18 protein-coding genes are annotated in these 24,713 nt (G+C 42.0%); 8 read left to right on the forward strand and 10 right to left on the reverse strand.

What is annotated here, in order from left to right; genetic code table 11:
- Positions 1-262 precede the first annotated feature (262 nt).
- From BLP33_RS07970 to BLP33_RS08005, 8 genes are all read right to left on the reverse strand, one after another.
- Positions 263-1,198, reverse strand: coding sequence for a phosphatase PAP2 family protein (locus BLP33_RS07970; protein ID WP_090526341.1), 936 nt, complete (start codon positions 1,196-1,198; stop codon positions 263-265).
- Positions 1,199-1,200: 2 nt separating this feature from the next.
- The gene (locus BLP33_RS07975) at positions 1,201-1,824 is read right to left on the reverse strand and encodes a sterol desaturase family protein (RefSeq protein WP_090526343.1); all 624 of its coding nucleotides are present in this window, start codon (positions 1,822-1,824) and stop codon (positions 1,201-1,203) included.
- A gap of 246 nt (positions 1,825-2,070) precedes the next feature.
- Positions 2,071-2,811 carry a CDP-alcohol phosphatidyltransferase family protein gene (locus BLP33_RS07980; protein WP_090526345.1) on the reverse strand — a complete coding sequence of 247 codons (741 nt, stop codon included), beginning with the start codon at positions 2,809-2,811 and terminating at the stop codon, positions 2,071-2,073.
- A gap of 28 nt (positions 2,812-2,839) precedes the next feature.
- Positions 2,840-5,404, reverse strand: a complete 2,565-nt coding sequence (locus tag BLP33_RS07985) for a DUF5686 family protein (protein ID WP_090526347.1) — start codon at positions 5,402-5,404, stop codon at positions 2,840-2,842.
- A gap of 607 nt (positions 5,405-6,011) precedes the next feature.
- Entirely contained in the window at positions 6,012-7,334 is a 1,323-nt protein-coding gene (locus BLP33_RS07990; protein ID WP_090526349.1) for an inositol-3-phosphate synthase, read from the reverse strand.
- Positions 7,335-7,367: 33 nt separating this feature from the next.
- Positions 7,368-8,354: an NAD-dependent epimerase/dehydratase family protein gene (locus tag BLP33_RS07995; RefSeq protein WP_090526351.1), complete on the reverse strand. Its 987-nt coding sequence runs from the start codon at positions 8,352-8,354 to the stop codon at positions 7,368-7,370.
- On the reverse strand, positions 8,351-9,469 hold the full coding sequence (locus BLP33_RS08000; protein ID WP_090526353.1) for a GNAT family N-acetyltransferase: 1,119 nt from the start codon (positions 9,467-9,469) through the stop codon (positions 8,351-8,353). Before BLP33_RS08000 ends, BLP33_RS07995 begins: the two co-directional genes overlap by 4 nt.
- A 104-nt stretch (positions 9,470-9,573) precedes the next feature.
- A complete protein-coding gene (locus BLP33_RS08005) occupies positions 9,574-10,782 on the reverse strand; it encodes a serine palmitoyltransferase (RefSeq protein WP_090526354.1) in 1,209 nt (402 codons plus the stop codon).
- Positions 10,783-11,153: 371 nt separating this feature from the next.
- Between BLP33_RS08005 and BLP33_RS08010 the strand changes: the two genes are divergently transcribed.
- The 4 genes from BLP33_RS08010 (at position 11,154) to BLP33_RS08025 (ending at position 17,960) form a co-directional block, all read left to right on the forward strand.
- The gene (locus BLP33_RS08010; protein ID WP_090526356.1) at positions 11,154-12,506 is read left to right on the forward strand and encodes a TolC family protein; all 1,353 of its coding nucleotides are present in this window, start codon (positions 11,154-11,156) and stop codon (positions 12,504-12,506) included.
- A gap of 54 nt (positions 12,507-12,560) precedes the next feature.
- Positions 12,561-13,736, forward strand: coding sequence for an efflux RND transporter periplasmic adaptor subunit (locus BLP33_RS08015; protein WP_090526359.1), 1,176 nt, complete (start codon positions 12,561-12,563; stop codon positions 13,734-13,736).
- Between the two features lie 74 nt (positions 13,737-13,810).
- Complete coding sequence (locus BLP33_RS08020) at positions 13,811-16,987, forward strand: efflux RND transporter permease subunit (RefSeq protein ID WP_090526361.1); 3,177 nt, start codon at positions 13,811-13,813, stop codon at positions 16,985-16,987.
- A 400-nt stretch (positions 16,988-17,387) separates the two neighbouring features.
- Complete coding sequence (locus BLP33_RS08025; RefSeq protein WP_090526363.1) at positions 17,388-17,960, forward strand: hypothetical protein; 573 nt, start codon at positions 17,388-17,390, stop codon at positions 17,958-17,960.
- A 165-nt stretch (positions 17,961-18,125) separates the two neighbouring features.
- Here the strand turns inward: BLP33_RS08025 and BLP33_RS08030 are convergent, their stop codons facing one another.
- Positions 18,126-19,319 carry a pyridoxal phosphate-dependent aminotransferase gene (locus BLP33_RS08030; protein ID WP_175489972.1) on the reverse strand — a complete coding sequence of 398 codons (1,194 nt, stop codon included), beginning with the start codon at positions 19,317-19,319 and terminating at the stop codon, positions 18,126-18,128.
- Positions 19,320-19,412: 93 nt separating this feature from the next.
- Here BLP33_RS08030 and BLP33_RS08035 point away from each other — a divergent pair, with 93 nt between their 5' ends.
- The 4 genes from BLP33_RS08035 to BLP33_RS08050 are packed head-to-tail and all read left to right on the forward strand — an operon-like array spanning position 19,413 to position 22,698.
- On the forward strand, positions 19,413-20,387 hold the full coding sequence (locus BLP33_RS08035; RefSeq protein WP_090527575.1) for a cation diffusion facilitator family transporter: 975 nt from the start codon (positions 19,413-19,415) through the stop codon (positions 20,385-20,387).
- Positions 20,387-20,827, forward strand: a complete 441-nt coding sequence (locus tag BLP33_RS08040; RefSeq protein WP_090526365.1) for an NUDIX domain-containing protein — start codon at positions 20,387-20,389, stop codon at positions 20,825-20,827. The genes BLP33_RS08035 and BLP33_RS08040 overlap by 1 nt, the downstream gene beginning before the upstream one ends.
- Positions 20,824-22,089 (forward strand): adenosylmethionine--8-amino-7-oxononanoate transaminase, encoded by a 1,266-nt coding sequence (bioA, locus tag BLP33_RS08045; RefSeq protein ID WP_090526367.1) that lies wholly within the window; start codon positions 20,824-20,826, stop codon positions 22,087-22,089. The genes BLP33_RS08040 and bioA overlap by 4 nt, the downstream gene beginning before the upstream one ends.
- A gap of 3 nt (positions 22,090-22,092) precedes the next feature.
- Positions 22,093-22,698: a hypothetical protein gene (locus tag BLP33_RS08050; RefSeq protein ID WP_217633140.1), complete on the forward strand. Its 606-nt coding sequence runs from the start codon at positions 22,093-22,095 to the stop codon at positions 22,696-22,698.
- Positions 22,699-22,795: 97 nt separating this feature from the next.
- Here the strand turns inward: BLP33_RS08050 and BLP33_RS08055 are convergent, their stop codons facing one another.
- A complete protein-coding gene (locus BLP33_RS08055; RefSeq protein WP_090526369.1) occupies positions 22,796-24,679 on the reverse strand; it encodes an LTA synthase family protein in 1,884 nt (627 codons plus the stop codon).
- Positions 24,680-24,713: the final 34 nt, after the last annotated feature.

A 24,713-nucleotide genomic window follows, 5' to 3' on the forward strand; every position in this document is an offset into this window, starting at 1 on the left:
CAGCCGTTATTAAAAATAAATTGAATATGCCCAAAAGGCACAACTTTTTAAAAAAAACTTTGTTTATCCTTAACATTTTAACATTTTTAGTTAAGGCAAAAATGCATCTGCGGTGTTAAGGGGAGGTTGGTGAAACGTTAAAAATTGATAATGTATTTCGGGGAATATTGATAAAGTTTCAGTATTTTTTGCTTATATTTAATATAATGATAATTTGTAGTAAACGCTAACAATCCGCTAATTGTGTAAGCAAGATGTTACACTACGAGATTACCCTTTGGTATTTATTTAAAGCAGACTGCAAACCCGGGATTTTTTTTAACAGTACATTGTATAAGGCAATACCTAATGCCGCACAAGTGATACCGGCTAACACGTCGAGCACGTAGTGGTGGCTTGCATATACCGCCGTAAACCAGATACCAACGGTTACCACCGCAAAAAAGATATTAGCAAGTCCCAGCTTGTTTTTTAAGCCGTAGTAAAGCACTATAACCGGGTATGACGAATGCAGCGACGGCATGGCAGCAAACACGTTTGAACCTTTTGTATAAATCCCTTTAAAAACTCCGGCATGAAAATAGGCGTCAAACCTGGCCAATCCGGCGGTATTGCCCATAGTTAATGGAATAAAATGAAACCCGTGATATTGAACAAACCAGGGTGGTGCGGCAGGGTAGGCGTAGTAAACTATAAAGCCCAGGATATTCACCAAAACAAACGTTAACGAAAAATTGAGGAACTGTTTTTTGTTTTTGAAGAACAGGTAAGCGGCAAAACCCAGCGGCACGGGGATCCAGCATAAATAGAATAAACCCGATAACACATCAATAAAAGTGTTGCTATTGGCCAGCCAGTATTCGTTAGGTGTAAGCAGCTTGCCGTTAAAATGAATGCCGAACAGGCGTTTCTCTGCATTATAAAGCTCGGCAATATGTACCGGGTTGTAGTTATAATTGGGGAAGGCTTTCATGTAATCAAAAACAATCCAGTACACTATGAAAATAGTGAAGCCCAATATAAACTTGCGGGTTATTGCCGATGCATAGAATAACACATTGAAAATAACTACCAGCGTAAGCTCATCTGGTTTATAACCAATAAGGAAAGTTGAAAACGCCAGGTAAGCAATGGAAAGCAGTGAAACAATAATTATCGACCGGATATTTACTGTTACGCCTGTATTGGCATTGGTCATTGCTATTTTTTTAAGAAATCTGAACGGAAAATTTTATCCCAGAAAGGTGAACTCACACCATAGCCTTTTTCAGGATCCTGGTAGTGGTGCAGCATATGGTGTTGTTTTATTTTTTTGAACAGCCCGCTTTTAAAATTAAAATGGTGCATGGCATAGTGCGATATGTCATAAAACAGGTAGCCCAAAATAAAGCCCGGAAAAAAGCCCCAGATGTAGTTTACAGGCAATAACCATTTAAACAAAAAGAAAAAGCCTGTAGCCAGCGGAATGCTTAATGACGGGGGCAATACCAAACGTTTGGCATCGCTCGGATAATCATGATGCACGCCATGCATGATAAAATGCAGACGTTGTGCCCATTCCAGTTTTTCGCTTGGCTGATAGTGGAAAACAAAACGGTGCATGATGTATTCGGTGATAGTCCAGATGAAGAGGCCGAAAATAAACAGGCCAAGATATGTTAATACATCCAATCCCAGGTCAAAGAATTTATAGCTGCAATATCCAATAACGGGTACAAAAATATATAGAGGTACGGTATAGTGTACCTTTGATAAGCCTTCTAAAAAGTCGCTCTTAAACATTCGCACCGATTCCTGCGAGTTGGATATATATTTCTTTTTCATTGTTATAATCAGGGTTTAAAATGTTTTACGATCTCTCTGCCTGTTTATGGTGTTAAAATTGTTCAGAATGGTTGGCCTTAAACCAGCAAAAGGCAATTTTAGCAAAGATATTGCTAAGCGTAAATGCCTTTATTTTATTGTTACGAAGATATGATATTTGTTGCTAAGTCTTAAGCCTAAAGTTCGCAGTCTTAGGAGAAGTAATTCAACGTCCTCGTTTAAGACTTTTGACTTAGAACTATAGCCTTACTTACCTTCTTCCTCTTCCAGTTTAATTAAAGCTTTTTTAGCTTCTCTTAACCTGTTAAACGCCGTAATATTGGTTAAAACGGCAAGTATTACCAATGGGATAGTAAATATCGATATGGTTTCAAATACATGAAATTTGATGCCGGGAACAAATAATTTATAGTTACCGCCGATGTATTGAGCTACTATGCCCGATAAAGCTGCGCATAAGCCGATAGTTACTACACGTTCAGGTCTTTGCATTAAACCGCCTTTAATTTCAACACCCAAACCTTCGGCACGTGCACGTACATAACTAACCATCATTGAGCCAATCAGTGCTATAAAGGCGGCTATCGAGCTCAGGAAATAGTGATGTGCTACCAGGTAATAGCAAATGCCCAGGAACATGATCAATTCGCTGTAGCGGTCAAGTACGGAATCATACAAAGCACCAAAGGTTGATTTCATATTGCCTAAGCGGGCTACCTGACCGTCAAGCATATCAAATAAGCCTGCAAAAAGGATGAGGCCGCCGGCCCAGCCAACATAGCTCAGGTCGCCGCGGTTACCTTCTTCGGCACCTAAAATAAATATCCCTGCAACGCCTACATTAAGTACAAAACCTATGGTAGTAACTGCATTGGGGGTTAAGCCTATTTTTATAAGGATCTTCACAAACGGATCAATAACCTTATATATCCCTAACTGTAGGTTGGTTCTGAATGATCTCCTGAGTGTTGTTGTTTGCTGTTCCATTTTTCTCTCTGCTTATTAGGTGCAATGATTAAAAGTCGAATTTAACCCTTGTGCGCAGGCCCCATTGGGCAACGTTTGGCTGGTCAAGGTAGTTAAAGCGCCTCACAAAATCTATGCGTATAAATTTAAATATATTTTCAATACCAACACTACCCTCAACATAAGGCGTTTTGCCCAATGTATAAGTAATCGGCACGCCATCGGTGCCAACGGGTAATTGATATAATGACGGATGTATCGAAGGATTGTTTTGATCAGACAGGCCGCCGTATAGTACTTTTAACGATGCGGTTTCGCGCCATTTCAATTTCTTTAGCAAAGGTATTTTATTAAAGAAGAAACCGCTGAAGTGCTGATCTATCCTGAAGCTGGCATATTTATCACTCACAAACTCCAAAAAATTCATTAAGTTGTATGAGTCGAGGTCATACGCGTAAGTTTGGTTAGCCCTGTGTATGGTTAACAAAGGGTATGGCACCGAACCAAAGATTTTACCTGCCGAAACATTAATATCCGCATAACCTAACTGCGAAAAATAGAAACGTTTATCGGCACGGAAGTCAAGCTTTTGATAATTGTATTCGCCGGCAAATAAGCCTTTAATACCTTGAGCATAATCAAGTTCAAAGGCCGGGTATTTGTTAGGGATAGGGATGCGATAGATCTTGCCCTGGTAAAACTGCTCATGAGGTGCCCAGCGGATACTTCCGGTAAGCTCGGTGGTGGTTAAATGATGGATAGAATTTGGCAGATCATTAACAACATTATCAAAATATAATGATCCTGCCGGCTCTTGGGTCCATTTTTTGAAGCCCGCGGCAAACGAAAGATGGCTTTCCAGTTCGTGTAAATAATCAAACCTGTAAAAATCGTTATAAAGGAACTTATCGTTCACACCACGCTTAAACGATAACAGGAAATTATCCTCCTGCACAAACTGCAGGCTTGCGCCAGGGATTTTGGTATCACGCTGAAAACTTGCCCTAATATAGTTTTGAGGGAAACGATAGATAGATTTATTATTAATGGAGTAGGTTGCACTTAAAAAGTACTTCCAGCGCTCGTCTTTAAAACCATAAGCTGCATAAGTTTCAAAATAATAACGTTTGCTTAATTCGGGCGTTGTACGGCCGCCTACACGTAAACGGAAACCTTCAACAGGGTTAAAGCTGTAAAATGTGTTGGCGGGGCCTAACTCAAATTTACCAAAGCCTTTATAGCCTGCAAGCAGGAGGGTTGCTATATCAACCGTACGTTTAAACGAAGGCATATTACGCAGGCTGTCGATGTTTTTATAAACTTTTGATTCGGCAAGCGTTAAAGTATCCGGCCTGTTTTCCTGCCAGAATGATTCGGGGCGATGTTTTACTTCATCGCTTAATTCAGCATATGGCGACCCCTGGTAAGTTGTATCCGGCCGGGGTTTGTTAACCACGTAATTGCTGTAGGTTATGGCCCGGATACCAAATAAACCACTCTTTGCATCTTTTTTGGATGCACCAAAATCTGCAATGGTAGTACTTTTGCTCAGGTGATAGCGGCCATCGGGGTTTTGTTGAAACTCCAGGTTAACAGTCATCGACCTGATAAAGTTGATGTTGATATGTTTATTAATGGTCAGGTCGCACTTTTGTACAGCGTAGTTACCATCAAGCGTAATGTAGATACTACCCTCAAAAAGTACGTCGGTTGTGTTGCGGGGTGTAAAGTCAAGCTTAACCAGTTTGTTGTTATGTGCGTCAACAATGGTATCGGCAATAAAGTATTTGTAATAGTTCGGCGAGTTGTCAGATATTGGGCTAAGAAACTGGCTGGTTATCAAAAATACGTTGTTGGTATAAATATCAACCTTGTTGTATAAGTGCTTGAAATATTGGGTAAGCCCTTCATTATCGATACCCGCACCGTAGTTAACACTTTTTTGGCCGGTTATATCTTCCCTTGTTTTTTCGGGGTTTTTGCGGTAATAAACCTGCTGCAGCTTTTCATCAAGATAAATAGGCAACAATGATTTGCCTGGTACCAATGAGCTATCGCGGTTATCTAAAATGAACTTATACTTGCGAAAGAATTTCCTGTCCGAAAACTGGGCGGATACATTGCTTAGTGCAAACATCATTTTATCATACTCCTTGTATTCAACATAGTTGTATGCTTCGGGACGGTTCTTTTCTTTATTTTCGATAACCTTACGGATCAGCTCAACAGCGGGGTTGTCTTTATTACGGTACTTAGGTTTTTTGCCCGATTTTACCACAACCTCGTTAAGTTGCTGAGAAGCGGGGAACATCTTTACATTGATAACCTGCTCTTTACCGGGAACAACAGCTAAAAAAGCATCTTTATAGCCTAAAAATGAAATTTTGATTTGTTTATATTGCTGATTGTTTGTAGCCAGGCGATATTTGCCATTAACATCTGTAGTGGTACCGGTAGTGCTGCCCGTAAAAGAAATACTAACAGAAGGCAGGGTTTGTTTATTACCTGCATCGGTAACAGTACCCGTTATTACCGTTTGCTGCGCATATAATGCCGAAGCAGAGAAGAACAGTATTAAGAAAAATAAGCTTTTATAAAATTTTTTACAATCCATGTACTTTGTGCATTGTGCAAATACAAACTTCTTTTTTCGGCTTAACACTTTTATTATCGGATAAAGAGGTATGTATCAGTTATTCAAATATTTTTGGCAGATTAATTATGCCCGCCTCCGTATGTTTTTCATTGTTCTGCCGCTTAATCTCTCTACACTTACCTTGTTTTGTACACTCCCGGCAGATGGTTATTACGGAGTTTACAATTAACAGGCCAAAGGTAAAAAAAATCACTACAGACTAATGTGGTCAAAAAGTCAAATATTGTTTACAGCTATTTACGCTATCATATTACTGTAATTATAACTAAACTCAAACAACGGCTTGGCCGGTTAGTTGGTATTCCTATTGTTTGCTGTTAGTTATATAACCAATTGCGTAACGCTCTGATAATTAGATGTTATTTGCCATTTTTTGATTGTTTGGAAGAAGTCGTTTAGGTTAATAAATAACATTATTTAACAAATTAACATTAGCGCCAATAAGACTATTGCCTTAAAATAATGTTACTTGCGTATGATCATTTTTACCTGATAAAAACAAAACAGCCGTAATGCAGGGTTTAGTTGCTTACGGCTGTTTTGACGGTATTTGGTAATTTAACGATTATTCGGTCGCGAACATATCGTCATAATAATCCAAACCAAGGTGGGTGATCAGGTCCTCGCCCATCAGGTAACGAAGGGTATTCTCCAATTTGATCAGTTGTTTAAAGATGTCATTTTCTGCATGTAAACCCGGTGCAGTTTGAGGCGATTTCAGGTAGAATGACAGCCATTCCTGGATACCGCTCATGCCGGCACGTTTAGCCAGATCGCAGAAGATAGCCAAATCAAGCGCGATAGGGGCAGCAAGGATTGAGTCGCGGCAAAGGAAGTTGATCTTGATCTGCATTTTGTAGCCTAACCAGCCAAAAATATCGATGTTATCCCAGCTCTCTTTGTTATCACCATGCGGAGGGTAGTAGTTGATACGGATTTTGTGGTAGATGTTACCATAAAGTTCCTGGTTATCTTCCGGTTTGAAAATATCTTCCAATACACCCAGTTTTGATACTTCTTTAGTTTTGAAGTTATCCGGATCGTCAAGAACCCAGCCATCGCGGTTACCCAAAATGTTGGTCGAGAACCAGCCATGCACACCTAATGAACGCGCTGCCAAACCTGGGGCCAATACTGTTTTCATTAAAGTTTGACCTGTTTTGAAATCTTTACCAGCAATCGGGGTTTTGGTTAATTTGGCCAGTTCGATTAAAGCAGGGATATCAACTGTTAAGTTAGGGGCGCCGTTAGCAAAAGGAACACCTAATTTTAAAGCCGCGTAAGCATAGATCATGCTTGGAGCGATCAGCTTGTCGTCATTTTTCAATCCTTCTTCAAAAGCGGCTAATGACTGGTGTACAGCAGATGCTTCATAATAGATCTCGGTTGAACCACACCATACCAACACAACCCTGTCAAGACCATTAGCCTCTTTAAAGTTTTTGATATCTTCCATTACCTGCTCGGCAAGTTCAAGCCTGGTTCCGGTTTTAACGTGGGTGCCATCAAGGTTTTTAGCGTAGTTTTTATCAAACGCGGCTTTCATTGGCTTTATAGCTTCCAATTCGGCTTTAACCGAATGTAAAAGTCCTGCTTCCAATACCTGTGCGTTTGAGGCAGCTTCAAATACGTTATCTTCATAAACATCCCAACCGCCAAATACGATGTCGTTTAAATCGGCTAAAGGAACAAATTCTTTAATTTTCGGGTTACGGTTTTCGGTTCTTTTTCCTAAACGTATGTGGCCCATTTGAGTAAGGGAGCCAATTGGCTGCGAGATGCCTTTTTTAACGGCCTCTACGCCGGCAATTAAGGTAGTTGCTACAGCGCCTAACCCGGGGATCAGGATGCCAAGCTTACCTTTAGCAGGTGTAATGTTGATTTTCATTTATGTTACTATTATTTATTTCAAATTAATCGGCTAAAGCCATTTGTTGGCTTTATACCATTTTAGCGTTTCGGCCATGCCGCTTTGCAGATTGTATAAAGGATAAAAACCCAGGTCGGATTTAGCTGCTTCAATATCGCAATTCCAGTTAATGGCGGTCAGTTCATTAAGCTTTTCGATATTCAGCACTGCAGCTTTGTTGCTCAAAGAACTTATTTTTTCAGATACTGCTGCAATCATTTTAACAAAATTTACAGGCAGATGAAACTTTAGCGTTTTTAGCATTAATACATCTTTGGTGATGGTGCCTAACTCATAACGGTTATAAAAATTACCATCGCTCAGGTTATATGTCTTGTTATTGCCACCGTATAAAGCCTTGATACTTGCTTTGGCCAGGTCTTTAACATATATAAAGCTGAGTTTTTGCTGCGCCTTGCCTATATAGGGCTCAATGCCCTTCACTATCTGTTTAAAAAATATAAATATGCCGGTGTCCCTTGGTCCGTAAACCGCGGTAGGTCTTAGTATGGTATAATTCAGGCCGCTCACCGTTTTTAATTTCTGTTCGGCAAGCAATTTGCTCCTGCCGTATGCTGTAACAGGATGCGGAGGGGTTGCCTCGGTTATGGTGCCGGTTAGCGTATTAAGCGGCCCAACCGAAGCCAGGCTGCCAATAAGTACAAACTTTTTTAAATCGGGGCAAGCTTCATAAGCCGCCGAAGCAAGGTTATGGGTATATGTAGCATTGATCCGGTTATATTCGGCTTCGGAGCGGGCACTGGTTACACCTGCCGCGTGGATGATATAATCGGGCTTTATCTCGGCCAGTTGCTTCTTTAATGTTTCCTTATTGTTAAATTCGGGATAGATATATTGGATATCTAAATCGTTTAAGTGACTTATTACACTGCTTTTTCTGATGGCTATAAAAACCTCCAGATTGTTTTGTAAGGCCTCTTCAATCAAATGATATCCAACAAATCCGCTTCCACCGGTTATTAAAACCCGCTCCCTCATATCGCTTTTTGATATAACCTGTATTTTTTATAAGGATCGCCCTTTATAGCTTCAATGGCACGGTTCATCATGTCGTTGTTTTCCAGTGTCCAGCCGGCTTCGGCATGTTTATAACCCTTTGCCTTATATTCCTTTATGATGGTGCCATATAAACAGGCCTCGATACCCATTTTGCGGTAATCTTCAATAACACCGAGGGCATAAATACGGATACCGGTAATGCTTTTTTTGCCGAACAGTAATTTGAAAATACCGGTTGGCAACAAGCGACCGCGTTTTATTTTTTTGAAGATGTCATTATAGTCGGGCAGGGCCAGGCCAAAGGCAACTATCTTACCGCGCTGCTCGGCCACGATGGCAAAATCAGGATCGAGGATCAGTTTAAGATCTTTGGCCAGGTAATCGTACTCTTCGTTGGTCAGGGGCACAAAACCGGTGTTTTTGTCCCATGCTGAGTTATACACTTCGCGCAGTTTGGCGGCTTCCTCCTTGAAATTTTTAAGGTTGATCTTACGAATAACTATATCGTTTCGCTTTAACCGCTCTTCAAGCGCGTTTAATAAACGTACTGATTTATCATCATAAGCTTGTCCGTCCCAGTGCCAGGCAATCAGATCGACATCTTTAGCAAAACCAAAATTTTCGACCAGATTAGCGTAATAAGCAAAGTTATAGGTGTTCATCAGGAACGGTGAACTATCAAATCCCTTTATTAATAAACCGCAAGGCTCATTGGTTGAAAAGTTGGTAGGGCCTAATAATTTGCCGGTAACGCCTTTTTCTTTAAGCCATTTGGTAACGGTTTCAAAAAGCAGGTTAGATACCGCCGTATCGTTAATACAATCAAAAAAGCCAAAAAAGCCATCGTTAACGTGGCTGTATTCGTTATGGCCGTTATTAAGGATCGCGGCTATCCGGCCAACAATTTTATCGCCATCATAAGCTAAAAAGGGTTGTACGGTATTGTGTTTATGGAAGGGATGTTTGGTTAAGAGGTCCCTTTGGGCAATAAACAACTCCGGAACATAGTAAGGATCGTCCTTGTACAGGTCATGCGGGAAATCAATAAACGAAGCCAGTTCTTTTTTTGATTTAACCGTTACTATTGTAATCATGTGTGGTAAATGATTGAATAAAGCAAATTGGTATGCTTTAAAATAAAAAGTGCATTTAGCTTACCTTAATTAAAAAGCAGCTAAATGCACCTCAGGTTTCTTCATTATATTTTTTCTTTAACAGAAGCGGTTACACCAACTTCTTTAAAGGCTTTTGACAGTTTTTCAACGGCTTCGTCAATTTGCTCAAAGGTATGGGTAGCCATCAATGAGAAACGAAGCAGTGACGAATCGGAAGGAACGGCAGGGGATACAACCGGGTTAACAAATACACCTGAAGCTTGCAGGTGTTTGGTAACCGCGAAAGTTTTTTCGTTATCACGAACGTAGATCGGCAAAATAGGGCTTTCGGTAGGGCCAAGGTCAAAGCCTTCTTCCAGCAAAAGTTTCATGGCATAATTGGTGTTATCCCATAATTTCTCGATACGCTCCGGTTCTGATTCAATGATATCTAATGCTGCAATTACGCTGGCTACAGAGCCCGGAGGCATACTTGCGCTAAACATCAATGAACGTGCGCGGTGTTTGATATAATCAATAGTGTCCTGATCGCTGGCGATGAAACCACCTAACGAGGCTAATGATTTACTGAAGGTACCCATGATCAGGTCAACTTCATTGGTAAGGTTAAAGTGTGAGGCGGTACCTGCACCCTTATCACCAATTACACCAAGGCTGTGGGCATCATCAACCATGATATTGGCACCGTAAGTATCGGCAAGCTCAACAATCTTAGGCAATTTAACAATGTCGCCTTCCATGCTAAAAATACCGTCAACAGCGATAATCTTCACGGCATCTTCAGGAAGTATGCTTAATTTGCGCTCCAAATCGGCCATATCGTTATGGGCGTACTTGATCACTTTTGAAAACGACAGGCGGCTGCCGTCAATGATACAGGCATGGTCATACTCATCAAGTATGATATAGTCATTCCGGCCGGTAACGCACGAAAGTACACCAAGGTTAACCTGGTAACCTGTGCTGAATAAAACAGTAGCTTCTTTGCCTACATAGTTAGCAAGCCTGTTTTCAAGCTCAATGTGGATATCAAGTGTGCCGTTCAAAAAACGTGAACCGGCACAGCCTGTGCCATATTTGTCAATTGCTTTTTTTGAAGCTTCTTTGATTTTTGGATGATTGGTAAGGCCTAAGTATGAGTTAGAACCAAACATTAATACCCGCTTGTTGTCAATAATTACCTCAGTGTCTTGTGCAGACTCAATAGGCCTGAAATAAGGATATAACCCCCGTTCACGCAGCATATTTGCTACTTGAAACTGAGCGATTTTCCCATGTAGTTTTTTAACCATGTATATTAACTCTGCTTAAATTTTGTGTAAAAATACCATGAATAAGCATATAACTTATACGGTGTGTGTAAATTTTTTTAAAATAATGCCTATTAACGTATCAATACTACTTAAGAAGCACACAAATTCTTACACGGCAAATTAATTAATTTTTTTGTTTATATCGAGCCTATTATTTTCATTTTTTTGTCAAAAGCCCAAAAAGCTGATACTATCCCGTGTTTTTGTAATTTTTTACGTAAAATTCTTGTTCGTGATTTTAAATTAGTAATATTAATTACATATTCGCATTCCCCGTAACAATCTTGCACTAATTATAAAATTTTTCTTATAATTTTTGCCTGATATACATTGTTATTTATAGCTACCCTATGAAAAAACACAAGTACTTTTTGGCGCTTCTTGTACTTAATTTAACATTGAATTTACATAGCAATAGTTATGCCCAAACTGCCGCTGATAGTATAAGCGGACCGGTTTCCCTAAAACAGGCTATTGACTTTGCCTTGCGTAACCAACCAACAGTAAGGCAGGCTTCCATTGATGAACAGATCAATGAGCGTGATATTAGAATTGGCCTGTCGGCCTGGCTGCCGCAGGTGAACGGCTCGGGCCTTTATAATTATTACTATAAGGGCAGCCCGCAGGCCGGTGCGTCCGGGGCTAATATCCCCAGCAACGCGGGCAGTATCCGTAACCTTTCAACCTTGGGCGTTACGGCCTCGCAGGTACTATATAACAACGATGTATTTCTTGCTTCAAGGGCGAAAAGATATTCGCGCGAGTACTATAAGCAGAACACCTTAAGCAGTCAGATTGATGTGGTAAGTGATGTAAGCAAAGCTTTCTTTGATGTTTTACTATCCGGCAAACAACTTGACATTACTAATGAGGATATCATCAGGTTGCAAAGAAGCCTGAAGGATGCCAAAAGCAGGTATACTGCCGGTGTATCCGATCCTACGGATTATAAGCAGGCAACCATCGCTTTAAATAATTCATTGGCTACCCGTAAACAAACCGAAGAAGCCATCAAAAGCAAAACGGCTTTATTAAAGCAGATCATGGGTGTAGGCGCGGCTACACCGTTAAGCCTTTCGTATGATTCGAGCCGGTATGAGCAGGAGGCCAGTATTGATACTTTGCAATCGCTTAATGTAAATAACCGGATCGAATACCGTTTGCTTGAAACAACAAAGGCACTCAATAATCTCAACGTAAATTACTACCGCTTTGGGTTTTTGCCTTCATTATCAGCGGTAGGGAGTTACCAGCATGCATACTTCAGTCATGATTTAGGTGATTTGTATAATAAGTCTTTCCCTACAGGTTATGTTGGCTTAACGCTGGCTGTACCTATTTTCCAGGGGACGAAGCGCCTGCAAAACCTCGCTAAAGCCAGGCTGCAGGTTGAACGTACCGACCTGGACCTGATCAATACAAAAAATAGTATTTATACGGAATATACCCAGGCACTGGCGGCATATAAAAGCAATTATACCAGTTACCAGCTCATTCGCGAAAATGTTACACTTGCAAAAGATGTATATAAGGTGGTAAGCCTGCAATACCGCGAGGGGGTAAAAACTTACCTCGACGTAATCGTATCGCAGGCAGATCTGCGTACTGCCGAACTGAGCTATTATAATGCCCTGTTCAATTTGCTCAGCAGTAAAATTGACCTGCAGAGAGCCCTTGGAATCCTGCCTGTTCAGCAACCATAAGATATCGTTATAAAAAAATAAAAACTACAGCAACACACGAACAACCTATTCTACATGAAACATACATATATATATTGGTTAGCCCCTGCAGCACTTTTAACATGGGCATCATGCGGTAAACCTAAAAAGGGCGGGCCGGCGGCCATGCCCCCAACACCAGTATACCTTGCCGACGCTAAAACAGCCGAAGCAGTATACTATGATAAATACCAGGGTATTGTGGTTTCGGTGAACACTGTCGAACTGCGCAGCCAGGTACCGGGTTTTGTAACGGGTATATTTTTTAAAGAGGGTGATGTTGTGCAAAAAGGCAAAGTATTGTATGAAATAGATAAACGCAAATACCAGGCTGCTTTTGACCAGGCTAAAGCTAATGTGCTAAGCGCCGAGGCCAATTTGGTTAAAGCGCAAAAAGACATTGACAGGTATAACATGCTGCTTAAGAGCGATGCGATTGCCCGTCAGACAGTGGATCAGGCACAGGCTACGTACGAAACTAATAAAAGCCAGGTTGCGGTAGCCAAAGCCGCGCTTGAGTCGGCCCGTACCGATTTATCATATGCCACCATTACCGCGCCTTTTACGGGGCGAATAGGGATCTCGCAGGTGAGGCTTGGAACACAGGTAGCAGCAGGAACCACATTGATGAACACCATATCGGCCGAGCACCCCATAGGTGTTGATGTGGTGATCAATGAGCAGGATATCAACCGCTTTTACGGTCTGCAAAAATCAAGTACCGACAGTACCTTTAAATTGGTGCTGCCCGACGGAAGCAAATACAACAAAACAGGTAAAGTACTGGCGATTGACAGGGGCGTTAGCAACCAAACCGGCAGCATTAGGGTAAGGATCCAGTTTCCGAACGAGGATGATGTGCTTAAGGATGGCATGAGTTGTGTTTTACAGGTGCTGAACAGCCAGTCGGGCCAGCGGGTACAAATCCCTTACAAAGCAGTAACTGAGCAAATGGGTGAGTTTTTTGTTTTCGCAACAAGAGATACCGTTGTTAAAGACACAGCTGCCGATAAAACTGTTAAGGACAGGCGCGATACAATTGCAAAACAGGTGAAGGTGAAATTAGGGCCGCGTATTAACAGCGACGTAGTGATAATGGATGGCATAAAACAGGGTGATAAAGTGATTACCGACGGTTTTCAGCGTTTGCGCGATGGTGGCAGGGTCACTACCGGAACAGCCGCGCCGGCCGGAGCAGCACCCAAAAAATAAATTTATATCAACAGGAAAAGTTTTAAGCCGAAGAAGGGGCGCATCTACCCTGGAAAACTTAATATAGAGAAAGAATGATCGCAGATACTTTTATAAAACGACCGGTTACCGCCATTGTAATATCCCTGGTAATATTAATAGTGGGCATCCTGTCAATATCCAGCCTGCCTATAGGCCAGTACCCTGATATTACACCTCCAACCGTGTCAGTTAGCGGTAACTATGTCGGTGCCGACGCGCTAACCGTAGAGCAAACTGTTGCTACCCCGGTTGAGGTTCAGGTAAACGGCGTACCAGGCATGACCTACCTGCAAAGTAACAGCAGTAGTAACGGGCAAATGAGCATGACCGTTAACTTTGACGTTGGTACAGATATTAATATCGCAGCGCTCGACGTGCAAAACCGTGTAGGTATTGCTTTACCAACCTTGCCGCAGGAGGTACAGCGTTTGGGTATGGTGGTACGTAAACGTAACCCAAGTATCCTGATGCTTGTGGCCATGTTTAGTCCAAAAGGCACCCATGATGTCACTTTTACTGATAACTATACCAACGTATTTATAAAGGACGCTATTTTGCGTACCAAAGGAGTTGGCGACGTTGTTACACGTGCTGATGATTTTAGTATGCGGATCTGGCTTAATCCGGACAAACTTGCTGCGTTAGGTATGAGTGCTGCGGATGTAACCAGTGCCCTACAGGAGCAAAACGCGCAGGTTGCCGCCGGTACGGTAGGCGCTACACCGCAATTAAAGGGGCAAACATTTGAGTATTCGGTAATTGTAAAAGGTCGTTTAGAAAAGCCTGAAGAATTTGGTAACGTGGTTGTTAAAACCCAGCCTAACAATGGGGGCATAGTACACTTAAAAGATGTTGCCAGGATTGAGCTGGGTAAATTCAACTACTCAGGTAACTCATTTGTTGATGGTAAAAGGGCATCTTATCTGCTGGTGTACCAGGCCCCGAACAGTAACTCGCTTGAAACTGCCGATAATGTATACGCTACTATGAATGAGCTTAAAAAGAGCTTTCCTAAAGATATAGATTACGTAGTTCCTTTTGAGGCCATAACCGTGGTAAAGGTGTCGGTAAGCGAGGTTATCGAAACGCTGGTTATTGCACTTGTACTGGTTATTATTGTAGTATTCCTGTTTTTACAAAGCTGGCGCACAACCCTCATTCCGGTACTGGCTATTCCGGTATCAATTATTGGTACGTTCATTTTCTTTATTCCGCTCAACTTTACTATCAATACGTTAACGTTGTTTGGTTTCGTACTGGCCATTGGTATTGTGGTGGATGATGCTATTGTGGTGGTTGAGGCTGTACAGCATTATATGGATGAGGAGGGTATGACACCTAAAGAAGCCACCCAGCACGCTATGGCCGATATCTCGGCCCCCGTAATAGCAATTGCGCTGATCCTGGCTGCAGTGTTTGTGCCGGTAGGCTTTGTGCCGGGTATAGTAGGGCGATTGTATCAACAGTTTGCCATCACCATTGCCATATCTGTATTGATATCGGCTTTTGTTGCGCTATCATTAACACCTGCATTGTGTACGTTGATATTAAGGCCGCATAAGATAGATGAAAGCTCTCGTGGCTTAAATAAGTTTTTCTTTAAATTCAATACCTGGTTTACCCGCGTAACCGGTAAATATCGAAACACGGTTGATAAAAGCATTAAAAACTCAAGATACATTATCATTCTGCTGGTATGTATCATTATAGGCGCGATACTTTTATTTAGAAGCAAGCCGTCGGGTTTTATTCCGCTGGAAGATGATGGTCGTGTGTATATTACTTTTGATTTGCCCGAGGCGTCAGCAACCGGCCGTACTGTTGATGTGTTGCACAACATGATGAGAACGCTTGATAGCGTACCGGAAATAGCTCATTACGCGGCGCTGGGTGGTTTGAATGCCATCAGCTTTGCAAGTAAATCAAATAGTGCAACCATATTCGTGCAGTTGAAACCTTGGGATGAACGTAAAGAAAAGTCGCAGCAGATAACAGCGCTTGTTGCACGGTTAAACCAAAAGCTCGGTAAGTATAAGGAAGCCAATGTTGTGGTGATCCAGCCACCGGCAATTCCGGGGTTGGGTAGTACAGGAGGTTTCTCGTTTATATTAGAGGAGAAACAGGCAGGCGGCGATATCAAGGTATTTGAGAAAACGCTCCGAACGTTCCTTGGCGCAATCAATCAGCGTAAGGAGATAGCAAGGGCCTTCTCGTTCTTTACTGCCAGTACGCCTGCTTACCAGTTAACGATAGACAGAGAGAAATCTAAAAAGCTTGGTGTAGCGATATCTGACGTGAACAATGCGCTGCAAACCTATTTGGGTAGTACCTATATCAACGACTTTACCATTTACGGCCGTAACTTCAGGGTAGTGGCCCAGGCCGATACCAGTTATCGTACAAATGTGCAAAACATAGGACAGTATTTTGTGCGAAATTCTTCAGGAGCCATGGTGCCATTGAGCACACTTACATCATATAAGGTAATTGAAAACTCACCATTGATATCGCACTATAACCTGTTCCGTTCGGCCGAGATTAACGGTAGTACCAAGCCGGGGTATAGTAGTGGTGATGCTATTACCGCTTTGAAAGAGACAGCAGCGCAGGTATTGCCGCAAGGTTACGGTTACGAGTTTTCGGGCCTGAGCCGTGAGGAGTTATTATCCGGGTCAAAAACGGTATATATATTTGCACTGTCAATAGGATTCGTGTTCCTGTTCCTGGCTGCTTTGTATGAAAGCTGGTCGGTACCCTTCTCTGTGTTATTGTCAGTGCCCCTGGGTGCATTTGGTGCCATATTGTTCCTTACTTTCTGGCCTGATCTTACCAATAACGTTTACGCCCAGATCGGTTTGATAACGTTGATAGGTTTGGCCGCCAAAAACGCCATCCTGATCGTAGAGTTTGCCAAGGAACGTGTAGACGCAGGCATGGAACTGGAAAAAGCTACGCTCGAGGCCGTCCGGCTGCGTTTAAGGCCAATCATCATGACGTCGATGGCATTTATATTGGGTGTAGGTCCGTTGATGGTTGCATCGGGTGCCGGTGCTGAAGCCCGTAAAACCATAGGCTGGACTGTGTTTGGGGGAATGCTTACCGCTACTTCATTAGCTATATTTATAGTACCGGTTTTATTTTACCTGATCACCAAAATGGCTTACGGTAAAGAAAAACTTGCCGAGCTTGAAAAAAATTATGATCCTAAAAAGCACGGGCCGGAGGCATAATAATTGTTAAAGTTTTGTAAAAAGAGAGGCGCAAGTCTCTCTTTTTTACTTTCCGGCAGGTTTGGTATACTGCTATACCTCGCTATTTAACCATTTATAGGCTCGAAATTTGGTGTTAGTAGACACTTTTGATGCTTATGCAGGGCAGTTTTTAATAAAACCATTCATCATAAAATATATTAAACGGTAATTATTTTGTATTGACCTTATCGCTTTAAATATTATTGATTTTCAATTATTAAGTCGTGTGTGATTGGATTAAATGCGGTTGTTTTATTAGTTTAAATAATATCCTGGATAGTAAATGATGCCAATAATGGCAAAGTATTTGTTAAGGAGGAGTTAATACAATGAAAAATTAAAAAATGAACATTGTAGAATTTGACTAAAAAACACAACTATGAAAACAATGACTAAAATGATAGCTTCGGCGTTTACTGCGGTGGCTATCTTCATCGGAACAAATGTTAAAGCTCAAACCACACCAGCAAACGCGTTGCGCTTTGGGGTGGGCCTAGAAGCAGGTATCCCAACAGGTAACGCCCACGACATTTCAAAATTTGAGTTAGGCGGTACCGCTCGTTTGCAATATGGTGTAAGTAATGATTTAGCCCTTACACTTACCTCGGGTTATTACAATTTTTTTGGTAAAACCTATACTTCATCATTTTCCAACTCTACGTCAACAACTACAGTTACAGTTAAGGGCAGGTCTTTAGGCATAATTCCTGTAAAAGCCGGTATTAAAGCTTTTGTTGGCGATGGCTTTTATTTCGCAGGAGAGGTGGGTGCCGGTTTTGAAGTTCACCCACCAATTGCAGGGGGTGAAAAGAATACTAAACTTATACTTTCTCCCGGCTTAGGTTATGCCACCAAATCATGGGATATTGGTGTGCGTTATGAAAACTTCTCGGGACAAAGCAATAACTATGGCCTGGTTGGCTTACGTTTAGCTTATGGATTTGGATTGTAATTTCTAATATACTTAACCAAAAAAATCCGCTTGCCAACAGCAAGCGGATTTTTTATTTCTGAACCGGGATTTGCGGGGATTTACCGGATTTAAAGGATTGATTTCACCGTGCAGACAATTAATATCCTGATAATCCTCAAATCCTAAAAATCCAGGTTCAGTTTATTATGCCAATTTACCTAATGCTTCTTTTAACCTTCTCATAGCCTCAATCAGTTTATCTTCAGCAGCAGCGTATGATAAACGGATAGACGACGGATCACCGAAAGAATCGCCGCCCACGGTGGCTACGTGGCCTTCTTCAAGAAGGTAAAGGCTCAAGTCGTCAGAGTCATTGATCACGCGGCCATTGTAGCTTTTACCAAAGAACGAAGTAACGTTAGGGAAAAAGTAGAACGCTCCATCTGGCAGGTTTACTTTAATGCCTTCTATTTCGCTCAGCAATTTATAAACAATATCACGGCGTTTTTTGAATGCGGCGCGCATTTCAAGCACGCTTTCCAAACCACCTTCGTAAGCGGCTATGCCGGCACGCTGAGTGATTGAACAGGTACCGGAAGTTACCTGGCCCTGCATTTTATCAAAAGCAGCAGCAAGTTCTTTAGTGCTGGCTGTGTAACCAATACGCCAGCCGGTCATGGCAAAAGCTTTCGACCAGCCGTTGATGATAACCACACGATCTTTGATATAGTCAAACTGCGCGATAGACTCGTGTTTGTCAACAAAGTTGATGTGTTCGTAGATCTCATCGCTCAGGATATAAACTTGTGGATATTTTTCAAATACCTTAGCTAAACCTTCAAGTTCATCTTTGCTGTAAACGCTTCCTGTAGGGTTGCAAGGTGATGAAAACATGAACAGTTTGGTTTTAGGCGTAATAGCAGCCTCTAACTGCTCAGGGCTAATTTTGAAGTTAGTATCAACGGTAGTGTTAATGAAAACGCTTTTACCTTCGGCCAATTTAACTACTTCACTGTATGAAACCCAGTAAGGAGTAGGGATAATTACTTCTTCGCCGGGGTTAACCAAACACAATACCGCGTTAGCGATAGCCTGCTTGGCACCTGTTGAAACAACTATGTCGGCAGCATCATAATCAAGATTGTTCTCGTTTTTTAGCTTTGTAACTACGGCTTTACGAAGGTCAGGGTAGCCTGCTACTGGTGTGTAGTAGGTGAAGTTCTTGTCCATGGCCTGCTTGGCGGCTTCCTTGATGTGTTCAGGGGTATGAAAATCAGGTTCACCAAAGCTAAGGCTGATCACGTCGACACCTTTAGCGGCAAGTTCACGGCCCAGTTTGGCCATTTTAATTGTTGCAGATTCGGACAGGTTTTGTATCCGGGTACTTAATGCGCTCATATAAATTATGTTATCGCGGCAAATATAGAAAATAACTTTACTGCTACTTACGCTTGTTATTTTTTAAATTTGCGGCCTAATACCACCCTTGCTTTGAATCAACAAAAAAGGATCATTTTAATTTCGCTGATAACGGGGATTGTGCTGATGCTGGCGAAATTTGGCGCCTACTTTTTAACAGCCTCCAATTTTGTACTTACCGATGCCGCCGAAAGTATTGTAAATGTAATAGCAAGCTCATTTGCCTTTTACAGTATCTATCTTTCCGCCCTGCCACGAGATGAAAACCACCCTTACGGCCACGGCAAGGTGGAGTTTTTTTCTGTTTTTATAGAAGGATCACTTATCGGCATTGCCGGGTGCATAATCATTGTAAAATCGGTTTACAGCTTTTTCTTTCCCAACATTATCCATGACCTGTTTACCGGTGCCATTATTATAGCGGCTACTGGAGCCATTAATGGCGTGCTGGGTTATTATATGATCCGTAAGGGCAAAGAGCTTCGTTCCATCACCCTTGATGCCGACGGTCGTCATTTGCTGGCCGATACCGTTACCAGCGTAGGCCTGGTGGTAGGTTTATTGTTAATTGAATTTACCAGGATTTTATGGCTCGATAGTGCATTATCTATATTGGTTGGCTTATATATAGTGTACAATAGTTACAAATTGGTGCGTAAATCGGTAGGGGGATTAATGGATGAGGCAGATTTTCAGGTAGTGACCGGGATCGTGAACGTTTTAAGTGAAAAACGCCGTGAGGCCTGGATAGATGTACACAATTTGCGCGCGCAGAAATATGGACATGAGCTGCATATCGACTGTCACATGACGCTGCCAAACTATTTTGATCTGAACACAGTACATACCGAAATATCATTGGTTGATAAGATGATTAATAAAGATATGGGCATCAAAACGGAGCTTTTTATTCATGCTGACCCTTGTGTGCCCAATTGCTGTCACTACTGCAGTATGCCCAATTGCCCTATCCGGTCGGAAGCAAAAACCGAAACAATAGCCTGGACAATGGAAAAGGTTGTACGTAATAAAAAACACTTTGAATAATGGAATACTTTAATGTAAGGGTTTACGGTCTGCTTCTGAACGATGATGATGAATTGCTCATAAGCGATGAACAGGAATATGGCATGCGTTTTTCAAAGTTCCCGGGCGGAGGCCTGGAACTTGGTGAGGGCCTGATTGACGGGCTTAAACGTGAGTTTATGGAAGAGTGTAATATTGAGATTGAAGTTGTAGGCCATTTTTACACCACTGATTTTGCCGTAAAATCGGCATTTAACAACTCCCAGGTGATCAGTGTATATTATTTGGTGCGAAGCATCACCCCGGTTAATTTGAATATAAAGGCTGTTGCATTTGATTTTGACGGGGAAGGAGAGGTGTTGCAGGCTTTTAGATGGGTGCCGCTTACCGCGCTGAGCGTAGCCGATTTTGAATTTCCGACAGATAAACGTGTGGTTGAACTTTTGCAGAACGAACTATGAACCTTACCGAAAGGGATTTAAAAGTAATATGGCACCCCTATACCCAAATGAAAACCGCGCAGCCGTCTGTAGGCATTGTACGCGGCGAAGGGGCACTGTTATTTGACGAAGAAGGAAAACAGTACATTGATGCAGTATCGTCATGGTGGGTAAACATTCACGGGCATGCTCATCCTTATATTGCCCAAAAGGTATCAGAGCAGCTTCACAAACTGGAACATGTGATCTTTGCAGGCTTTACCCATGAAGGCGCCGTTGAATTGGCGGAACGGCTGTTAGCAATTTTGCCGGGCAACCAAAAAAAGGCATTCTATTCAGATAACGGTTCAACCGCTGTTGAGGTGGCCATAAAAATGTGCCTGCAATACTGGCTTAATAAAGGTGATCAGCGCACCAAAATCATAGCTTTTAATAATGCTTACCACGGCGATACCTTCGGGGCTATGGCCGTAAGCGGCCGCAGTGCATTTACCAAAGCGTTTGATAGCCTGTTGTTTGAAGTAGAATTCATCGACATCCCTACAAAAGAAAACATCTCAAATCTCAAATCTCAGATCTCAAATCTAAAGAACGAAACAGCCTGCTTTATTTTTGAACCATTGGTGCAGGGCTCGGCAGGGATGATCATGTATGAGGCTGAGTATTTGAATGAATTGATGGCCCACTGCCGTGAGGAGGAAGTGATGCTGATTGCCGATGAGGTGTTTACAGGTTTTGGTCGTACGGGTAAACCCTTCGCCACAAATCATGTGGATGTTGAACCGGATATCATGTGTTTCTCAAAGGGGCTTACAGGCGGTACCATGGCCCTGGGCTTAACTACCTGTACGCAGCAAATTTATGATGCTTTTTTATCGGATGATAAGTTGAAAACCCTTTTTCACGGGCATTCGTTTACGGCCAACCCGATAGCATGCGCTTCGGCATTGGCAAGTCTTGATCTGTTTCAACAACCCGAAACGGCAGAGAACATTGCCAGGATCAAAGCCGCTCATACCGCCTTTGCAGATAAGATCCGCAATCACCCTAAAATAAAAACCGCGAGGCAAACAGGCACTATACTGGCCATGGAGTGGGAAACCGGCGATAATACCTCATACTTCAGTTCGCTTAGGGATAAGCTGTACCATTATTTTTTATCCGCGGGGATCATATTGCGTCCCCTGGGGAACGTTATTTATATTTTACCGCCATATTGCATTACTAATGAGCAACTCAACTATGTTTACAGCAAAATTGAGCAGGCTCTTGAAGAACTATAAATTATGCTGAACAAAATACTACCTACCATAATTGCCGATAACGAACTGCATTCACGCTGGTTAAATACTTTATCCTTAATGGAAAATACCGGCGCACGCAAGATTTCGGCCAGTGAAGATCCACTTACTGTGACTTACATCATATTAAAGCACGCTGCCGAAGAGCACCGTCATGCTTTCTACCTAAAAAAACAACTGGAAAAAACGGCTGTAACACTGCCTACGTACGCGGCCGAATACCTGCTGGCTCCGGGCTCAAGTAAGTACTATTTGAACCAGTTGGATGTTGATGTTTGCCGTTATTTAAAAAGCGAGCTTAACCTGAAAGGTGCCGACCTCCGTTTTGCAGCTTACCTGTTGGTTACCTACGCTATTGAGGTACGTGCCGATGAACTTTATCCAATTTACCAGGATGCCCTTGACGAAGCAGGCAGCAAAGTGAACGTAAAATCAATCATTTTAGAAGAGGAAGGTCATTTGGAAGAGATGATCAACCAACTACAGCATTTTTCTCCTCAATGGGAATTACATGCTCAAAAAGCGGTTGAATTTGAAACCAAATTGTTTAATCAGTGGGTTGAGCAGTTGGGGAAGGAAATAGCTTTATAAACTCCCGTCATTGCGAGGTACGAAGCAATCGCGAACTATACGGAGAGACTCTGCTAATCGGGCATTGCTTCGTACCTTATAATGACGTTTTTGAGAATTAGCATTGGTAGTCAATACCCATATACTCCGTATACACCTGTTGCAGATAAGCTTTACCGTAAGCAAGTGCTGTTTCGGTAGCCTTTTTATCAGCATTTGGTTTGCTGTTATAGATCGTGGTGCGGCCGGCGTTATCATAGGATACCGCCTGCCCCGAGTGCATAAAACCGAACCCGTTATCCCAATCAAAAAAGGCAAACTCTTTACTATTGGGATTCAAGAGATCTTTCGACCACTTAAACTGATTATGTGGCATACCTAACTGAGCCAGCAGGGTAGCTGCGAGGTCTGTTTGTCCGCCCAGTTTACTGTTCTTTTTACCACGATATTCGGGCTTGATCACATCGCCGAAAAACAAAAGAGGTATATGGTATTTAGCCGGGTCGTAAGCCTCGGCTGTATTACGCGGCAGGCGGTGACCGTGATCGGCCACAAGGATAAACAGTGTGTTTTTATACCAGGGCTGTTTTCTGGCCTGATCAAAATAAGCGTTCAGGCATGAATCGGTAAAATAGGCTGTGCTTCTGAATTTATTACTTAAATCAGCGTCATCACTAAAATGGTGCTTAACAGGCAGTACAAAAGGCTCATGATTGGATGAGGTTTGTACATAATTAAAAAATGGCTGTTTTTGGCGGGCCAAATATTGTAGGTTTCGCATAAGCAGGTCATCGTCATAAACGCCCCATTGTGTTTTTATATGGCTATTATCAAAGCTGGCCTCGTCGATAATATGATCGATATTATGAGAAGTCATGAACTTATCAAAATTCATGTAATTACTTTTGCCACCATAAAAATAAGCGGTTTCATAACCTGCATCTTTAAACGATGCAGATATAGCCGGAAGTTTTTTATGTTTAAGCGTATCGCTGATGATGGTGCGGATCGCCTGCGAAGGGAAGCCGCTCATAAGGGCGATAATGCCTTTGTCAGTACGATCGCCGGAGGCGTAGATGTTGTTAAAAAGCAGTCCGTTCCTGATGAACTTTTCAAAGTTTGGTGCCACGCCTTTATCACCGCCTAATGATTCGATCACATCGGCTGTATAACTTTCTAACTGGATAATTACCACATTGGGCCTGCTGGTGGTAAGGATTTGTTCGGTAGAATCGTTTTTAACATCGTACAGCTCATTAACAATTTTAGCAGCATCAATTGGATGGTTGTAGAGATAAGGGTTATAAGGTGCGCGCAGGTTTTCAAATACATTGTTAAAAAGGTTCCACTCGGTGTTGAGCGCACTCTGGTTAAGAATCTGCTTTTCGGAGAAATAGGCGGAATTCTGGCTTACTGGCTTAGCTTGTAAACCACCACGCATCAGCACAAAGTTCAAAAATAAAAGTAGTGCAGTAAGCGAAACTTTTAGGCTTGGCCGGGCTTCGGGCTTTTTAAAATCGTAGTTGATTATAAAGTGAGATAACATTATGCCTGTTGTCAGTAAAGCTATGCCAATGAAAATACATTTACCAACCGGCGAAGAACCGCTTGAGGCAATGGCTTCTGAAGGGGCATGATAAAATGAAGTAAACACTCTGAAGCTAACCTTGGTACCCCACTCGCGAAAGATATTGAAGTTAAGTACCGTATTTAACGAAATGCAGAACAGACAAAACCAAACATAAGCCTTTAACCAGATGGGCTTTATCCTAATCTTTGGAATGAACCAGTTGATAGCAAATACAAGGATTGGTATGATGCAGATATAGGCAGTTGCCGAAACATCGAGTCTTAGGCCCCAGAAAAACGTTTGAAGGATTTCACTGATGCTGGCATTATCAAGCTTGTGCAGAAAATAGATCTCAAATGTCGCTCTTGTTATTGCGAAAAAGGCGATCCAAAAGATGAAGAATCTGAAAAAGCTAAAAAGGTTCCTTAACATTGGGGTAACAAAAATAATATTTTGCTACAATGTT

It is taken from the genome of Mucilaginibacter sp. NFR10 (assembly GCF_900100445.1).
In the GTDB taxonomy this organism is placed as follows: domain Bacteria; phylum Bacteroidota; class Bacteroidia; order Sphingobacteriales; family Sphingobacteriaceae; genus Mucilaginibacter; species Mucilaginibacter rubeus.